General features: G+C 64.0%; 12 protein-coding genes and 1 pseudogene. 6 read left to right on the top strand and 7 right to left on the bottom strand.

All coding sequences use genetic code 11. The annotated features are described in order from the left end of the window. The first annotated feature begins 413 nt into the window (after positions 1-413). Together IPN02_10960 and IPN02_10965 are read left to right on the top strand one after the other, a co-directional pair. On the top strand, positions 414-716 hold the full coding sequence (locus IPN02_10960) for a nucleotidyltransferase family protein (protein MBK9297328.1): 303 nt from the start codon (positions 414-416) through the stop codon (positions 714-716). Positions 717-745: 29 nt separating this feature from the next. Then, positions 746-1,039, top strand: a complete 294-nt coding sequence (locus IPN02_10965; GenBank protein MBK9297329.1) for a DUF86 domain-containing protein — start codon at positions 746-748, stop codon at positions 1,037-1,039. 356 nt (positions 1,040-1,395) lie between these two features. Here the strand turns inward: IPN02_10965 and IPN02_10970 are convergent, their stop codons facing one another. The 3 genes and pseudogenes from IPN02_10970 to IPN02_10980 all read right to left on the bottom strand — a co-directional run bounded on the left by IPN02_10970 (position 1,396) and on the right by IPN02_10980 (position 4,889). Next, positions 1,396-1,737 carry a hypothetical protein gene (locus IPN02_10970; GenBank protein ID MBK9297330.1) on the bottom strand — a complete coding sequence of 114 codons (342 nt, stop codon included), beginning with the start codon at positions 1,735-1,737 and terminating at the stop codon, positions 1,396-1,398. A 20-nt stretch (positions 1,738-1,757) separates the two neighbouring features. Further along, positions 1,758-2,901 (bottom strand): annotated as a pseudogene (locus IPN02_10975) (IS630 family transposase). Positions 2,902-3,788: 887 nt separating this feature from the next. Then, complete coding sequence (locus IPN02_10980; GenBank protein MBK9297331.1) at positions 3,789-4,889, bottom strand: IS5 family transposase; 1,101 nt, start codon at positions 4,887-4,889, stop codon at positions 3,789-3,791. Here IPN02_10980 and IPN02_10985 point away from each other — a divergent pair. Beyond that, positions 4,840-5,049, top strand: coding sequence for a hypothetical protein (locus IPN02_10985; GenBank protein MBK9297332.1), 210 nt, complete (start codon positions 4,840-4,842; stop codon positions 5,047-5,049). The two genes, IPN02_10980 and IPN02_10985, sit on opposite strands and share 50 nt — an antisense overlap. 91 nt (positions 5,050-5,140) lie before the next feature. On the opposite strand, the gene IPN02_10990 is transcribed toward IPN02_10985, so the two are convergent. The 3 genes from IPN02_10990 to IPN02_11000 all read right to left on the bottom strand — a co-directional run bounded on the left by IPN02_10990 (position 5,141) and on the right by IPN02_11000 (position 9,826). Further along, positions 5,141-5,938 carry a hypothetical protein gene (locus IPN02_10990; protein ID MBK9297333.1) on the bottom strand — a complete coding sequence of 266 codons (798 nt, stop codon included), beginning with the start codon at positions 5,936-5,938 and terminating at the stop codon, positions 5,141-5,143. Further along, the gene (locus IPN02_10995; GenBank protein MBK9297334.1) at positions 5,928-8,063 is read right to left on the bottom strand and encodes a hypothetical protein; all 2,136 of its coding nucleotides are present in this window, start codon (positions 8,061-8,063) and stop codon (positions 5,928-5,930) included. Before IPN02_10995 ends, IPN02_10990 begins: the two co-directional genes overlap by 11 nt. Positions 8,064-9,445: 1,382 nt before the next feature. After that, the gene (locus IPN02_11000) at positions 9,446-9,826 is read right to left on the bottom strand and encodes a hypothetical protein (protein MBK9297335.1); all 381 of its coding nucleotides are present in this window, start codon (positions 9,824-9,826) and stop codon (positions 9,446-9,448) included. Between the two features lie 334 nt (positions 9,827-10,160). Between IPN02_11000 and IPN02_11005 the strand changes: the two genes are divergently transcribed. Next, positions 10,161-11,369, top strand: coding sequence for an ISAzo13 family transposase (locus IPN02_11005; protein MBK9297336.1), 1,209 nt, complete (start codon positions 10,161-10,163; stop codon positions 11,367-11,369). Between the two features lie 948 nt (positions 11,370-12,317). Here IPN02_11005 and IPN02_11010 read toward each other — a convergent pair. Beyond that, positions 12,318-13,055: an IS5 family transposase gene (locus IPN02_11010; protein MBK9297337.1), complete on the bottom strand. Its 738-nt coding sequence runs from the start codon at positions 13,053-13,055 to the stop codon at positions 12,318-12,320. Positions 13,056-13,165: 110 nt separating this feature from the next. Here IPN02_11010 and IPN02_11015 point away from each other — a divergent pair, with 110 nt between their 5' ends. Further along, positions 13,166-13,351: a hypothetical protein gene (locus IPN02_11015; GenBank protein MBK9297338.1), complete on the top strand. Its 186-nt coding sequence runs from the start codon at positions 13,166-13,168 to the stop codon at positions 13,349-13,351. A 124-nt stretch (positions 13,352-13,475) separates the two neighbouring features. After that, positions 13,476-16,064, top strand: a complete 2,589-nt coding sequence (purL, locus tag IPN02_11020) for a phosphoribosylformylglycinamidine synthase subunit PurL (GenBank protein ID MBK9297339.1) — start codon at positions 13,476-13,478, stop codon at positions 16,062-16,064. The last annotated feature ends 101 nt before the right edge of the window (positions 16,065-16,165 follow it).

Here is a 16,165-nt window from a genome sequence, read left to right on the forward strand (position 1 = left end):
GGCGAAGTCCTCCGGCACCGCTGCCCACTCGCCCGTTGGGCTGTCGAGGGGAACCAAGGCGAATGCGGTGTGCATAAATCGACCGTCCTATGTACGCCGCCGCTGTCTCACAAACGAAGGTTTGTGAGACTGTCAAAGGCGCGGCAGCCTCGGCCCAACTGCGGCGCGACGGACCGGTGCATCCGGGCTGTTCTTGACCGAGACTATGCAGTGCTCGACTGGGGCCGAACTGTTGCGTTGGTCGCTCGAGAGAGCCTGGATTCCTGGGGCACGTTCTTTCCGGAGTTGGCGCTCCGCTTTCGGACGGACGACGTCCCCCAGCGGCTTGCCACGCCGGTTGGAGATGTAGACAGCGACACCGGCTTCTCCCGGGTTGCTTACCGCGACGTCCGACGGTGGCGTAGGTTCAGACCATGGACGTCGATTCCGTCACCTTGCCGTCGCTGGTCAGCGACCATCGCGCCGACATCGAGAACCTCGTGCGCCGACACCGGGGCCGCTCCATCTCCTTGTTCGGATCCGTCGCTCGAGGTGAGTCCAACTCTGAGAGCGATATCGACTTTCTGGTCGACTTCGAGCCGACGAGTTCGTTGCTCGACCTGATTCATCTCGAAGAAGCGCTGAGCGATCTGCTCGGCGTCGAAGTCGACGTGGTGTCCGCAGGTGCACTGTTGCATCGCGACGACGAGATTCGGCGCGACGCTCTGCCGTTGTGAGTCGGTCCGACAACCAACGCATCGCCGACATGCTGATGGCAGCCGACGAGATCTCGATCGTTGTCGAGCGGGGCCGATCCGCTTTCGATACAGACGTCGTCCTGCGTCGAGCGATGGAGCGCAGCCTGGAGATTGTAGGCGAAGCAGCGAAAGCACTTTCTGATGAGTTCGTGCGCTCAAATCCTGCGCTTCCGACTTCGGATCTCGCCAAAGTCCGCGATCGGATCAGCCACCACTATCACCGCATCGACCCTGCACAACTCTGGACGATCGCTACCGTCGATATCCCTGCGCTGGCCGGTCAGCTCCGCGATGTGTCATGACAGGGCTTGTCGCTGGTCGGGTCAAGCGGCTGCGTTGAGCTTGCGAAGCTTAACCATAGAGTTCATCGTTTAGCTTCGTGGCCGCTGGCTCGTCGTACAGGTCGAGGTCTACCAGGATCGGGGTGTTGGTAGCTGAGGCGGTGCCCGGCTGGACCGCGATGGTTGCTCCCCTGATTGCAGAGATACCTGGGGGCACCCACGGTGTGGTTCTGACCTGACCGTCAGGGGAGAGCACGGCGGTTGTGGTGCGTCGGAGAAGACCGCTCCGACGCCGTCGGGCCGCGTTGAGATCACCCCGGGACCTGGAAATCGGCGGGTTAGAGGTCTTCAGCGGAGAGGAGCGGCAATGCTAGTGGTCATGCCTGTTTGTTCGTCGGTGTTTGGAGTGGGGTGAGGTAGAGCCCGGCGGCGCAGTCGAGTGCGTCTTCGGGTGTGCCTGCGGTTTGGCCGGTGGGTAGGAAGCTGTTTTGGTAGTCGTCGTGGCTGGCCCGGTAGAACGCGAACCCCCACATCGACGCGGAGCCTGCGTATCGGAGACGGCACAACGCGATGGTGTCACCGTCTGGGTCGACGGCGTCGATGTAGGCGAACTGGCCTCGGAAACGGGTTTTGATCTGGTGGTCTGGCCATATGTCGGCCGCGTAGGCGCGGAGGCGTTGGGTGAGGCTGGTTTTGGTTGATTCGGGTGGGGTGGCCATGGGTGTCCAGTCTGGTCGTCTCAGGCGGCGAGGGTCCTCTGGCGGGCTTCGATCCGTTCGCAGAGGGCAAGGAGGTCGGTGCGGGTGAAGGTCCAGTTGAACGGCCGAGGGTCCTGGTTGTATCGGGTCTCGAACCCGCGGAGTCGTTCGGCGAGTTCGTCGAGGTCAGCAAAGTTGACCGGTCGGATTGCTTTGCGGGCGATGATCGAGAACACGACCTCGATCTGGTTCAGCCACGAAGCGTGGACGGGCAGGTGGACCAGGGTGGCGGTTGGCCAGGCGTTGGTCATCGGGTCGATCGACGGTTGTCCGCGGTGTGATGACCCGTTGTCGACCACCCAGAACACCCGTCGGGCTGACGCGTACGGTTCGGTGGTCATCACTTTGGTGACGAGTTCCTCAAACGGGACGATCCCGGTCTTCTCAGCGATTGTGCCGATCAGTCGGCCGTGGTGGACGTCGTAGGCGCCCATGTAGGCGAGTGTGCCGTGGCGTTTGTATTCGAACTCGACCCGCCTCGTCCGGCCGGGTGCGCAGTCGAGGTCGGGGTGGCGTCGTTCCAACGCTTGGAGTTGGGACTTCTCGTCAGCTGAGATCACATAGTCGTCCGGGCCCAACGGTTCGCCTTCCCACAGGCGTTCGTAGAGGTCCAACACCCGCCCGGCCTTCGTAGCGAAGTCAGGATCGCGAGGGAAGATCCACGACCGGAACTGCCACGGCTTGATCGGGTCGGCCGACCAGCCAGCGGCGCACCGTTGAGGACGACAAGCTCTCGCAGAAGCCCTCGTCGACAGCCTTTACAGCGAGGTCGGCCGACGACCAGCGCGATAACGGTTCCCCATGAGCCGACGGCGGTTCGCACGCCAACGCCTTCACCCCGGCCACCACCTCGGCGTCATGGACCCGGGGCCGTCCAGAACGTTTCCGGTCCCCGAGACCCACCAGGCCTTCCTCGCAGAACCGTTTCCGCCAACGCGACACCACGTCCACATGAACACCCAACGCGGCAGCGATATCGATGTTCCGGTCGCCGTCGGCAGCCATCAACACGATCCGGGCCCGAACCACCTCACCATGCGACGCGGAATACGAACCCGAACGGCGCACCAGCACGGCCCTCACCTCCTCGGTCAACACCACCACAAACGGGGAACCACGCGACACACCGACCTCCCGGCAGCCACCGCCCGCCTACCAAGATCACCCCCCAACTTACACCGATGCAATTATCGGCATGCCCACTAGTTTTAGGCTCTGGGAGTTCTGAGGGAACGGCGGCCCCGCTTCTGGGTCGCTGCGGTCTAGTTCGTCGACTTTGTCAGCTATCGAGGACTCTGCCCGGGAGAGGTAGACGTTAGACCCGGCACATGCCACGACCCACGGGTCGTTCTGTGCCGCTGGCTGCAACGGTTGCGTGAGCGGGCGGGCATCGGCAGCTGGCGATTCGATCACCCACTCGGAATCTCAGCCGTCTGGCAGCAGATTGGTATCAAGGTTAGCTCCGTGTCCGATCAGGTCGTATCTGGTCTGGTCGCCGGTGATGCATGCGCTGTATCGGTCGAAGCTGGGATCTAGGTCGAACTGGGAGGAGGCCAGCTCGCCCGCCACTACGTCTCAGAAACGAACGTTTGTGAGACAGGCCGAGTCCCGGCCGCTCGGTCCAACCACGGCGCCACGGAATCGGCGCATTCGGGCTGCTGGCCGGGACTATGCAGCGTGCGACTGGGGCCGAACTGCTGCGCTGAATGGATGGCGATGGTCGTGATTCCTATGATCGATATCGAGCGCCTTCGACCTGCGTGTCCGGGTCGGCGCGATCCTGGGAGGAAACGGCGAAGCTCGCTCGGAACCTAGGTTCATCAGCTAGCAGGGTGCTGAAGAATGAGGTCCGGGACGGGATCGGGGCCTGAAGGGCGTCGGGCAGGTTCGCCGGCCGGCTGCTCGGGGCTGTGGTGGTGGTCTTGCTGGGTCCGGGTTGGGGTGTTGACCGGCGCTGTTTGGTGCCGGTCAGGACCTGGCGGCTGCTGGTGGCGGTCTTGCGGTGTCGGCCATCAGGCTGGGGCCATTTCGTTGTCGAGTGCGGTGATCCGGATCAGGTTGTAAACGGCGGTGGTCATCTTGAACCAGGCCCGGTTCTTGTCTTGGCCGACGTATCTGAGCTTCCGACCTGCGCCAACCGTTTTGACCCATCCGAAGGGTTCCTCAACCCGTTTTCGGATCCGCTGGCTGACCTCGTAGCCGGAGTGGCGGGTGGTCCGCCCATCGATCGCGGACCGGCGGTTCGTCGTGTTTTGTGCGACGTGTGGGGTGAACCCGGCCGCCCGAACATCGGCGACGAATGCTTTGGTGTCGTAGTTCTTGTCCCCAGCGACGGTTCTTCGTCGCTTCGATTTTGGGAGCCGGTCCAGCATGTCTTTGGCGCAGTCACGTTCGGCGTAGCCGGTTGCCTTCGTCAGATCCGCGTCGACGATCAGCCCGTAGCGGTGCTCGATCAGGAGATGCCCGGCGTAGCAAAGGTTCGCGGCGGTGTTGTTCGGGTTGCGATACAACATCGCCTCCGGGTCGGTCGTCGATTCGTGGGTGTCATTGGAGCGTTTCTGGCCATGCCAGGCCACCTCGCTTTTGCGTCCCTTCGGCCCGCCGTCATCGCTGTCGGTGTCAGGGTTTTTGGGTTTGAACGACTTGTGGGACGCCCACGCTTCCAGCAGGGTGCCGTCGACGGAGAAATGGTCAGACGACATGTAGGGACGGAGTTTGGCTTGGCGGACAACGGCTGCGAAGAACTCGTCTGCGATGTTCTGGTCCAACAGGCGTTGGCGGTTCTTGGAGAACGTCGACGCGTCAAACGAGGGTGCGTCGATCGGCAGGTCGAGGAACCATTTGAACAACATGTCGTAGTTGAGACGTTCGCAGAACGCCCGCTCTGATCGCATCGAGGACATCGCCATCAACACTGTCGATTTCAATAGGGCCTCTGGCGGGACAGACGGCCGTCCCTGGGTCGAGTACATCGCCTCGAACAGCCCATCCATCTCAGCCAGGACAGTGTCGACCACCACCCGGATCTTCCGGATCGGATGCCCGACCGGGATCAGATCCTCGGTGCTCAACGACGACAACATCGACAACTGCCGATCAGGGGTTCTACGCATGCAACCCATTTTCGCTGAACCCAAACCAGATCGCGAGCCCTACACCGAGTTTTTCAGCACCCTGCTAGGGGTTCCCGATGTCGTCCCGGCCCGTTTCACCGCTCTTGGGGCGCTGGCCGAGACGCACGCCACGCTCGATCGTGAGCATCCCGGCACCTAGCCGATACAGGCGGCAGAAGAGGCGGTGCCGGAAGGGCCATGATTGGTCGGGAGTTTCCACCACTCTTACCGGTCGTGGCAGGTTCGATGCGTCAAAGGTCACCGGGCACACGCGCCAATGCAGAGGCGTTGGACCGAATGGGTTCGTCCCACGCCCCGATCCAGGTCTGGAAGCGAACCACCGCCGGGGAGGCAGCCTGCAGGCGCTCGACTCGGATCAGGGAGGCAACGCGAGAGGGAATGGTGGGATTCTGAATGCTTCTCGGGAGTGCGGAACGCATGGACCCGGGCCACGACAACCAGTCAACCAGCAAGTCATCGATTAGAGCAGCCGCAATCCCAGTACGGTTATCGGGGATCATTCGAACTGTAAAGGCATCGGCGGCGGCTGGGGTGAGCGCTCCGCCGTCGTCCTCGAACCGAGGCCGGATTACTTCGTCGATCCAGTATTTGAGCCATTGTCGAGAGTTCGGGAAAGTGACATTTTTGAGCGAATAGTTTGCATTACACCATTGGACGAACAATCGAAGCAACACTTCCCGGTTCGTGAAAGTGCGGCGTGGAACCATTGGAGACAGGACGAACTGGGCGTTGGGTAGTTCGCTGTGGTGTTCCAGCCATGCGAGTGCGGCAGTCTCGACACGCTTCGGTTCGGCCAGGTCGTCACGGCCCAAAAGAGGACCGAGGACAAACTGGGCGTCGGGTCGTTCGCTGTGGCGTTCCAGCCATGCGAGTGCGGCAGTCTCGACACGCTTCGGTTCGGCCAGGTCGTCACGGCCCAAAAGAGGACCGAGGACAAACTGGGCGTCGGGTCGTTCGCTGTGGTGTTCCAGCCATGCGAGTGCGGCAGTCTCGACACGCTTCGGTTCGGCCAGGTCGTCACGGCCCAAAAGATGACGAAGGCGGAGGAGGGTGCTTCGGCGTCGGTCGGGCTGTGGCCTCCCAGCCACGCGAGCGCGGCAGTCTCGACACGCTTCGGTTCGGCCAGGTCGTCACGGCCCAAAAGATGACGAAGACGAAGGAGGCTGCTTCGGCGTCGGTCGCGCTGTGGTGTTCCAGCCATGCGAGCGCGGCAGTCTCGACACGCTTCGGTTCGGCCAGGTCGTCACGGCCCAAAAGAGGACCGAGGACAAACGAGGCGTCGGGTCGTTCGCTGTGGTGTTCCAGCCATGCGAGCGCGGCAGTCTCGACACGCTTCGGTTCGGCCAGGTCGTCACGGCCCAAAAGATGACGAAGGACGAAGGAGGCTGCTTCGGCGTCGGTCGCGCTGTGGCGTTCCAGCCATGCGAGCGCGGCAGTCTCGACACGCTTCGGTTCGGCCAGGTCGTCACGGCCCAAAAGAGGACCGAGGACAAACGAGGCTGCTTCGGCGTCGGTCGCGCTGTGGTGTTCCAGCCATGCGAGTGCGGCAGTCTCGACACGCTTCGGTTCGGCCAGGTCGTCACGGCCCAAAAGAGGACCGAGGACAAACTGGGCGTCGGGTAGTTCGCCGTGGTGTTCCAGCCATGCGAGTGCGGCAGTCTCGACACGCTTCGGTTCGGCCAGGTCGTCACGGCCCAAAAGAGGACCGAGGACAAACTGGGCGTCGAGTCGTTCGCCGTGGTGTTCCAGCCATGCGAGTGCGGCAGTCTCGACACGCTTCGGTTCGGCCAGGTCGTCACGGCCCAAAAGAGGACGAAGGACGAAGGAGGCTGCTTCGGGTCGTTCGCCGTGGTGTTCCAGCCATGCGAGTGCGGCAGACTCGACACGCTTCGGTTCGGCCAGGTCGTCACGGCCCAAAAGAGGACGAAGGACAAACTGGGCGTCGAGTCGTTCGCCGTGGTGTTCCAGCCATGCGAGTGCGGCAGTCTCGACACGCTTCGGTTCGGCCAGGTCGTCACGGCCCAAAAGAGGACGAAGGACAAACGAGGCGTCGGGTAGTTCGCCGTGGTGTTCCAGCCATGCGAGTGCGGCAGTCTCGACACGCTTCGATTCGGCCAGGTCGTCACGGCCCAAAAGAGGACCGAGGACAAACTGGGCGTCGGGTAGTTCGCTGTGGTGTTCCAGCCATGCGAGTGCGGCAGTCTCGACACGCTTCGGTTCGGCCAGGTCGTCACGGCCCAAAAGAGGACCGAGGACAAACTGGGCGTTGGGTAGTTCGCTGTGGTGTTCCAGCCATGCGAGTGCGGCAGTCTCGACACGCTTCGGTTCGGCCAGGTCGTCACGGCCCAAAAGAGGACCGAGGACAAATGAGGCGTCGCGTCGCTCGCCGTGGTGATCCAACCATGCGAGTGCAACTGACGGGAGGGGGTTGGAGTGCCCCTCAGGAACGTTGCGCAATCCCACGTAGAGAAGATGGCGGGCATCCACCGAGCTTCGATTCTCCTCCAGCCAGGGTTGGACCACGGTCGGCCAGTGGGTCAACACTCCGCTCAACCAAGGGGGTCCGTTCAGAAGCGAGCCCAACGCGTACGACGCTTCGTCCGGATCGGTGCATGCGAGCAACGACGCCTGGACTTCGTCAAGCTTCTGGTCGAACCAGTTGCGACAGTACGCGCCAAGATCTTCGCCGATCGAATCGTTCCTGAGATGAAGATCGCTGACTATCCGGCCGAGGTTGGAGGCGAGGCGGCCGAGGGCTCGAGGTCGGTTGAGGCCGCCATCGAGCACCACGTACCCGTTGGTCACCGACTCGTTTTGCAGATCCGTGGCTAGGACCTCCGTCAGGAGGTAGTCGATGACGACGTCGTGAACTGGTCCTAGCTCGGAACCCACGGCGGTCAACCAGCCGAGTTGGTCGAGCACCCTCAGGATTCTGCGCCCTCGGCTTCTTGGCTGAGCCATGGCGACCGCAGCACCTTCCGCCGCCAGCATGACATCGTCGGCTCTGGCCGGAAGTGTCCCGGCGATGGTGGCTGCCACTACCAGAGCCTCCGACACCTCCGCTAGGTCGACCGCGGACTTGGGTCGGGCGACGGTGAAGCCGTCTTCGCTGAACCGTCGGCGCAGCCAGCCCACAAGGTCGCCCGCCGCCATCGCTGACACCCACGGTTCAGTCGCTCTTCGATCGATAGCAAGTCGCTCCAATTCGCGTGCCACCAGCAGGGCGATCATGGGGTGACGGCCACACAGACGCTCCACCTCGGCCAAACCCACCTCCGAAACTGCTCGAGGTGCGGTGTGCGTGACAATGCTATGGCTGACCTTGTGTTGAAACCCAGGGGTGTCGCAAGCTGCAACAAGGTCGAACGGACCCAGTGGCGGATCGGTGGCTAGCCAGCCGTTTCGAGCTGAACCGATGATCGCAATCTGGACGCCAGCTTCGATTGCAGCGGGTAGGAGACGATTATGTATCGAGGACAAATCGAGGCCATGAAGCTCGTTGACGTAGTCGAGAACCACGAGCACCGGTTCCTCAGACGAGAAGACCACATCCACAAGCCCATCAGTCGTGGCCGCCGGCTCGCCGGTCAAAGCGTGAATCACTCGCCACCTGTCTTGCTGAGCCCGATTGGCCACTTCCAGACAGGTGCGGGTCTTGCCAACCCCGCCTGGCCCACGAATGAGCACCGCTCTCCCCGGCTCGGAGGAGAGGGTCTGCCAGATACGGTCAGGGTGAGCCTCGTGCAAGACTGGAGGCGCCACGTAGGGAAAGCTGGCATCGACTAACCCGCCACGACGCCTGCCAGCTAGGGCCTTGAAGCGGTCATGACCCACGAACGGCCCCAAGATCTTCTGGGACGACGATGGGAGGGGCCCCTCGATCTGCGCTGTGAGCGTGGGGTGCCAACCGGCAGGGAGCGCCCCGACCTTCACCCCAAAAACGTCCACGAGGGGACCGACGTGCTCACACACCGCCGCCCACACGGTTCGCTCAAGTACCGTGCTGTCAGTCTCGTAGCGAGCCTTGACCACCCCCACCACCTGGTCGCTGCCCAGCAGACGCACCGGGGCACCGCTCATTCCCGGGACCACCGCCTCAGTGGTAAGGCGGGCCACCACGATTTCGTCCTCGCTCGAAGGGCCTTGCCAGACCCCCGTCATCTGCACATCGGGCCGGTCGTGGTCGAAATCATCGATATGGGAGGCACCCTGGATCTCCACCATTGCGCCATTGGGGACCAAACTCGATGCCACCAGCCCCCCAACCGAAGCGTCCAAGGGCTCCCGGACCTGCACCACCCCCAAATCGACAACCTGGTCGATCTGACCGACCGTGCCGCCAAGATCGGCGTCGGAACCGAACTGGCAAACCACCACCGCATCGCCAACGTCGGGTGCGCCGACATCTCTCAGTACGTGCCACGCCGTGACCAGCACCCCAGGGGTCACCTGGAACGCAGTCCCCATCGCCTCTCCCTCGCGGGACATGATCCGGGCCAAGAACGGGGCAACATGCTCCGCCGACCCGCCGCCCATCAGCTCGTCCCTCCAGGCTCAGAGATGTCGTTCTTGTACGTGAGGGTTACCTCAATCGTGGATCCTGCTGAACCCTTCGCAAACACGAGCCCGCCCTCTATAGAAAAGCTCACACCAAAGGCGACCGTCAGCTCATCAGGAGCCAAACCAGAGCGAGCCTGGCCAGCAACCAGCCCAGCGACCCGCTCAGCCACCGCTGCGATCACATCCTCCACTCTCTCAAACGCAGCAACAGATCGCTCCGCCACACCGCCCGTCGCGCTCACCTGTCGGCTGCCCGACGGCCCAACAACCTCAACCTGAACCTGAACCTCAACATCACCAATCACAAACGGCACAAGCCTTGTCTGCACAGTCGTCGACCCCTCAAGCACGCTCACGCACGACCCACACACGGCGACAACACGTCGCACCGCGCCACGTAGCTCAACGATCCCACAAACAGCAACGTGCAAGCGACCCGAAGCGACCCCGGATCTCATGGAGAATCGGGTCGCTTCTGGAGGGCGTCCGGACTTCGCGGCTGGGGCGGGCCATAGCGTTGACCGGGAGAGGATTTGCCGATGGTTGCAGGGATCACCCCACGGTTGAACACGGCCGTGATCGTCCGGCACCGCGTACTCGTCTGAAGGTAGCCGGCGCCTTCGAGGAGGAGCGCCCGGACTAAGGGTCCGCCATAGGATTAGACGCGCGGTGTAGTTTGGGTGTGTGGATATCACCGATGAGGCGCTGACGGACTATTTCGAAGCGGTGCTGCCGCATCTCGATGAGCGGCAACGACGTTTGAACGTGGGTGCTGTGGCGGTGATGTTGGGCCGCGGCGGTCGGACGAAGGTGTCCGAGCTGACAGGCATGTCGCGGTCGACGGTGACCCGGGGCGCCAACGAGATCGAGGCCGGTGTGGAGGTGACCGACCGGGTCCGTGCTGAGGGTGCCGGCGACAAACCCGCGATCGAGAAGCAGCCCGGCTTGTGGGACGCGATCGACAAACTGGTTTCGCCAACAACGCGTGGCCATCCGATGTCGACGTTGCGGTGGACATTGAAGTCGACCTACGAGCTTTCACGTGAGGTCACCGACCAGGGCTTCGAAGCGTCAGCCGAGCTGGTCCGACGATTGTTGGCCCAGAACGGCTACTCGTTGCAGGCCCCCGCCAAGGAGGCCGAAGGCAGAACACATCCTGATCGTGACGGCCAGTTCCATTACGTCGCTGAGTTGTCGGAGGCGTTCATTACCGCTGGTGACCCGGTGATCTCCGTTGACACCAAGAAGAAGGAGACGCTGGGGAACAAGTCCAACGGCGGTGTCGAATACCAGCCCCAAGGTGAGCCGGTCCGCACCGATGTTCACGACTTCCCCGATCCTGTGTTGGGCAAAGCGATCCCGTATGGGGTCTACGACGTGGCTAACAACGAAGGCTGGGTGTCGGTTGGGGACACCGCCGACACTTCCGAGTTCGCTGTTGCGGCGATCGCGAAGTGGTGGGACGCCCTTGGCAAACACCGGTTCCCGACAGCGAAACGGCTGTTGATCACCGCCGATTGTGGCGGGTCGAACGGCTACCGGGTCAGGGCCTGGAAATGGCATCTCGCCCGCCTGGCAGAAGAGACCGGCCTGGAGATCACCGTGGCGCACTACCCGCCCGGCACGTCGAAATGGAACCGGATCGAGCACCGTATGTTCAGCTTTATCACGATCAACTGGCGGGGCCGTCCCCTCACCAACATCCGGACCGTTGTCGAGCTGATCTCAGCGACGACCACCCAGAAAGGGCTGACGATCCAAGCCGCCTACGACGCCCACGTCTACCCCAAAGGCGTCAAGATCACGAAGGACCAGTTCGAAGCGATACCGCTTTCACTCCACGATTGGCACGGCGACTGGAATTACACCATCAGCCATACACCCCAACCGTCTAATTAATCCCGCGGCGGGCCCTAACGTTGACTTGCCAGCCTGCGAGGGCCCTGAGACGATCACTCCAGTATTGCATCGAAGGGCAGCTCCGGAATGGCTGAATGCAAGCCGGGGAGCCGTGACAGCACTGAGTTCAGGGTTCGAATCCCCTGGTCGCCCCACTACAACCCAGGGGAAGACTGGGGTGGAGCAATCCGGAGGGTCGGCTGGAAGACCGCCGGTGCGACTTCATCGGTCGCTCTGGATACTTTGGGTTTCCTGTCGTGCCGACGCGCGCTCGACGGGGGAGTCGCTGGGCGACAGGCGGCTGCAGGGTTCAGATGAGCGCGGCCGGCGTTGCCCATCGGGCGCCGAGAACCGCCTCAGGCCTTGATGCCTGTCAACCTGGGGGGACCTCCAGAGGTGCCCCGGGCCCAGTGGTGCGGCGTGCCCACGAACCCGGCCCAGGTCACACACTTCGTCCAGCCCGAACCGTTCGGCACGCGCCGCATACCCGGCCAAGTGTGGCGCCGCTGGCCAAGTTCGCAGCGTCTCATAACGCTCATCGGTCCGAACCTCCGCCCTTTTTTAGGTGTCTCAAATACAGTCGTTTGTGAACACCAGCGCTGCCGACCGTTGAAACGGGCAAGACCGGGCTGGGTGGCGTCTCAGAACTCGTGTGCAGAATCAACGTCTCATCGGCCCATCTGAGCGCCGTTATTGAGATGGTCCCCTGATGGGCGGGTCACCTTCTCGATATGCGCAGGTCTCGATGGCCGATCGAGACGCTTCCATGCAGATCGATGCGCTGACCGCTACCGGCTGCGCCGTGGTGACGGATAATGCCTACCGAATGATCCGCTCCATGAGGCCTCGCCCGGGCACACGGGCCTGATACCGATGAGCATCACCGCACCAAGAACACCCAGGCCGACCCCTAAAACTCCCCTGTTCCCTTAGTGCCTGTCCGGTATGTCACCAGAGGCGTGCCCAGGTGATTGCTTGAGGGCTGTTCGGTGTTGGGTGGAGTCGGGCGAGCATCATGGCGATTGAGGCGACCTTGATCCAGGTTTCGGCGGCGATGGTGGTGTGTTCGAGATCCCGTTTTCCAAGCCGCCGGTAGGCGGACAGCCAAGCGAGCGATCGTTCGACGATCCACCGGTGCTTGACCGGGATGAACGTGTTGCGGGACGGGTTCTTGACGATCACGATCTTCAACCTGAGCCGTTCGGCTCGCTTGGCGAGGCCTTGGTAGCCGGAATCGGCGCGGACGATGCCGAGCATCGAGTTCGTCAGGCGGGCTTTTCGGAGGAGCTGGTGGCCGCCGGCGATGTCGGAGACGTACGCGGAGGTGACGAGCACGGCGATGAGGAGACCGAGACTGTCAACGATGATATGGCGTTTTCGGCCTCTGATCTTCTTTCCGGCGTCGTAGCCGACCTCCTCTGCACGTCCGGCGTTGGGGACGCTTTGTGCGTCGATGACCGCTGCCCCTGGGCCAGGATCGTGGCCTGATTGGGTGCGGGCGGCGTTGTGGAGGCGTTGGTGAACGGTGTCCCAGGTGCCGTCCTCGCGCCAGGCCACGAAGCAGTCGTTGACAGTGGAGCGAGGTGGGAACTCCGATGGCAGGTAGCGCCATTGGCAGCCGGTTCGGGCTTGGTAGAGGATCGCGTTGACGATGAGCCGTCGAGAGTGAACGTGAGGTCGGCCCATGGTCGACGTTGTTCGAACAGGTCGGCGACGGCCTCCCATTGTTCGTCGGTGAGATCAGAGGGGTAGGTGCGTTCGTCCGCCATCCCGATAGTTCACTCTACGCGCGATTCATTCGCGCGGATGGTGACCATGAGTGGCCGTCACTCACATACCGGACAGGCACTTACGGCACAATGCTGGCCGACCCCGACGGGTACCTCTACGACACCGACGGCACAGCCGTCACCATCAAAGGCCGCCAGGTCACCGCCGCTGAACTGGACGCAGCAGCCGACGACTGCGAAACGGGACTCTGAACTAAACCGCCACGGCGAACCATCGACGTGGCGCCCCATGGTGAGGTCCCTGAACTCGATGCGGACCCACGTGGCGCTGCAGCGTTCGGGAGCCTCATGCGAGCGGATCGGTAGGATGGGTCGTGTGAGCGACCCCTCCCCCCAGGCAGCCGACCTCGACGCCGAGAGCGGTAGCCCCGAGCCGCCGCTCCATCAGGCGCTCGGACTCACCGACGACGAGTTCGCCCAGATCGGCGAACTGCTCGGCCGGCAACCCAACCACCTCGAGCTGGCGATGTACTCGGTGATGTGGTCCGAGCACTGCTCCTACAAGAGCTCCCGGGTGCACTTGGGCCGGTTCCCGACCGAGGCCCCGTGGGTGCTGGTCGGCCCGGGTGAGAACGCCGGCGTGGTCGACGTGGGCGACGGCATCGCCGTGGCACTGCGCATCGAGAGCCACAACCACCCGTCCGCCATCGAGCCCTACCAGGGCGCGGCCACGGGCATCGGCGGCATCGTGCGCGACATCTTCACGATGGGCGCCCGCCCGATCGCACTGATGGATCCGTTGCGCTTCGGTCCGCTCGACGACGCCCGCAGCCGCTGGATCGCCGAGGGCGTCGTGTCGGGCGTGTCCGGCTACGGCAACTCGGTCGGCATCCCCACCGTTGGCGGCGAGGTGGTGTTCGACGAGACATACACCGAGAACCCGCTGGTCAACGTGTTCTGCCTGGGCATTCTGCCCACCGAGCGGCTGGTGCTGGCCAAGGCCTCCGGCGAGGGCAACCTGGCGGTGTTGCTGGGCAACTCCACCGGCCGCGACGGCATCGGCGGGGTGAGCGTGCTCGCCTCGGCCGAGTTCGCCGAGGGCGACGAGGCCAAGCGCCCCAGCGTGCAGGTGGGCGACCCCTTCGAGGAGAAGCGCCTGATCGAGGCGACGCTGGCGCTGCTCGACGCCGGTTTGGTCGTCGGCATTCAGGACCTGGGCGGCGCCGGCCTGACCTGTGCCACTTCCGAAACCGCTGCCAACGCCAACATGGGCATGGACGTCGACGTATCGGCCGTGCACCAGCGGGAGCCGCACATGAGCGCGGTCGAGGTGCTCACCTCCGAGAGCCAGGAGCGCATGCTGGCGATCGTCGAGCCGGAAAACCTCGATGCGGTGTTGGCGATCACCGACGCCTGGGAGGTGCGGGCATCGGCGATCGGCACCGTGACCGACACTGGCCTGTTGCGGGTGTTCGATGAGGAGGGCGGCGAGGTGTTGGCCGAGGTGCCGGCGACCACGCTGCACGAGGACGCGCCGCTGTTGCGGCGGCCGTTGGCGCCGCCGGAGGACCTGGACGAGCGCTGGGCCGACGAGCCCGATGTTGCTGCGACCGGCGACCAGACCAACGTGTTGCTCGGCATGGTGATGGACACTTCGTGGGTGTCGAGCCAGTACGACCACCAGCTGTTTCTCAACACGGTGGTCGGCCCCGGGGGCGACGCCACCGTGCTACGCCTGCGCGATCCGCGCACCGGCGCCGACACCGGCCGTGGCCTCGGCCTGAGCGCCGACGGCAACCACCGCTGGACCGCCAGCGACCCCGAGCGGGGCGCCGCCATGGTGGTCGCCGAGTCGGTGATGAACCTGGCTGCGGTCGGCGCCCGACCGCTGGCGCTGGTGAATTGCCTCAACTTCGGCAACCCGGAACATCCCGAGGTGATGTGGCAGCTGAGCAGCACCGTCGACGGCATGGCCGGGGCCTGCACGGCGATGGACCTGCCCGTGGTGGGCGGCAACGTCAGCCTCTACAACACCTCCGGCGGACGGAATATCGACCCGACCCCTGTGGTGACCACGCTGGGCCTGATCGACGACCTCAGCGCCGTGCCGCCGGGCCTGACGCTGGCCGAGGGAACGACGGTGATGGTGCTCGGTACGCCCACCGAGGGCCTGGCCGGCTCGCGCTGGGCCTGGGATCAGGGGCTTCGGGGCGGTCGCGTGCCCGAGCCCGACCTGGCGGCGGTGAAGACGGTGGCCGAGCTGACCCGCTCGTTGGTGGCCGATGGCACCGCGCTGGCCGTCCACGACGTCTCCGAGGGTGGCCTGGCCCTGGCGCTGGCCGAGATGGCGGTGGCCGGCGACGTCGGCCTTGAGACCGACGGCCACGATGGCGGAGATCGGACCGGTTCGACAATCCCCGACACGACGGGTGGATGGTTTGGCGAGTCGGCCGGCCGCATGGTCGTCGCTGTGTCCGAGGACGAGCTGGCGGGGGTGTTGGACCGTGCGCACGCCGTCGGCGTTGATGCGGTGACCCTTGGCCATGCCGGGGGTCCGTCCTTCGGTTGGGACAGGTGGTTACCGTGGATTTGCAGACACTTCGTGACGAGTGGCGCAGCCGATTGCCAGCGGCACTCGGCTCCGGCAATCTGTCGGAGTGAACCGCCCGTCGAGCTCCGTCCCCAGCACGTCAAAGGACCGCCCATGACCGTGCCCAACGTCACCGCACCGCTTCCGATCGGCGCAGCGGGTCGTTCCCTGTCGGGCGGGGTCGGCGACCATCTCGCGGACCGGCCGCCGGTCTCGAAGCGGAAGCGCTCGGTTCGCGACCTCACACCTTTTGTCTTCCTTGCGATGATCCTGATCCCGTCGCTGATCGTGCTGTGTCTGGCCATCGCTGACCCGGGTGCCAAGTCGCCAGGATCGGGCGCCGGCCCGGCTGTCGCCGTCGCCCCCGGCCCCTGAACCACCGCGCCGGCCAGACGACCGTCGACCTGGTGCTCCACATGGTGTCGACCGCGTTCCCGTGACACACTGAGCGCGGTGTTTCCTCCGGATGATCTGGC

The sequence above is a fragment of the Candidatus Microthrix subdominans genome, assembly GCA_016719385.1.
Lineage (GTDB): Bacteria > Actinomycetota > Acidimicrobiia > Acidimicrobiales > Microtrichaceae > Microthrix > Microthrix subdominans.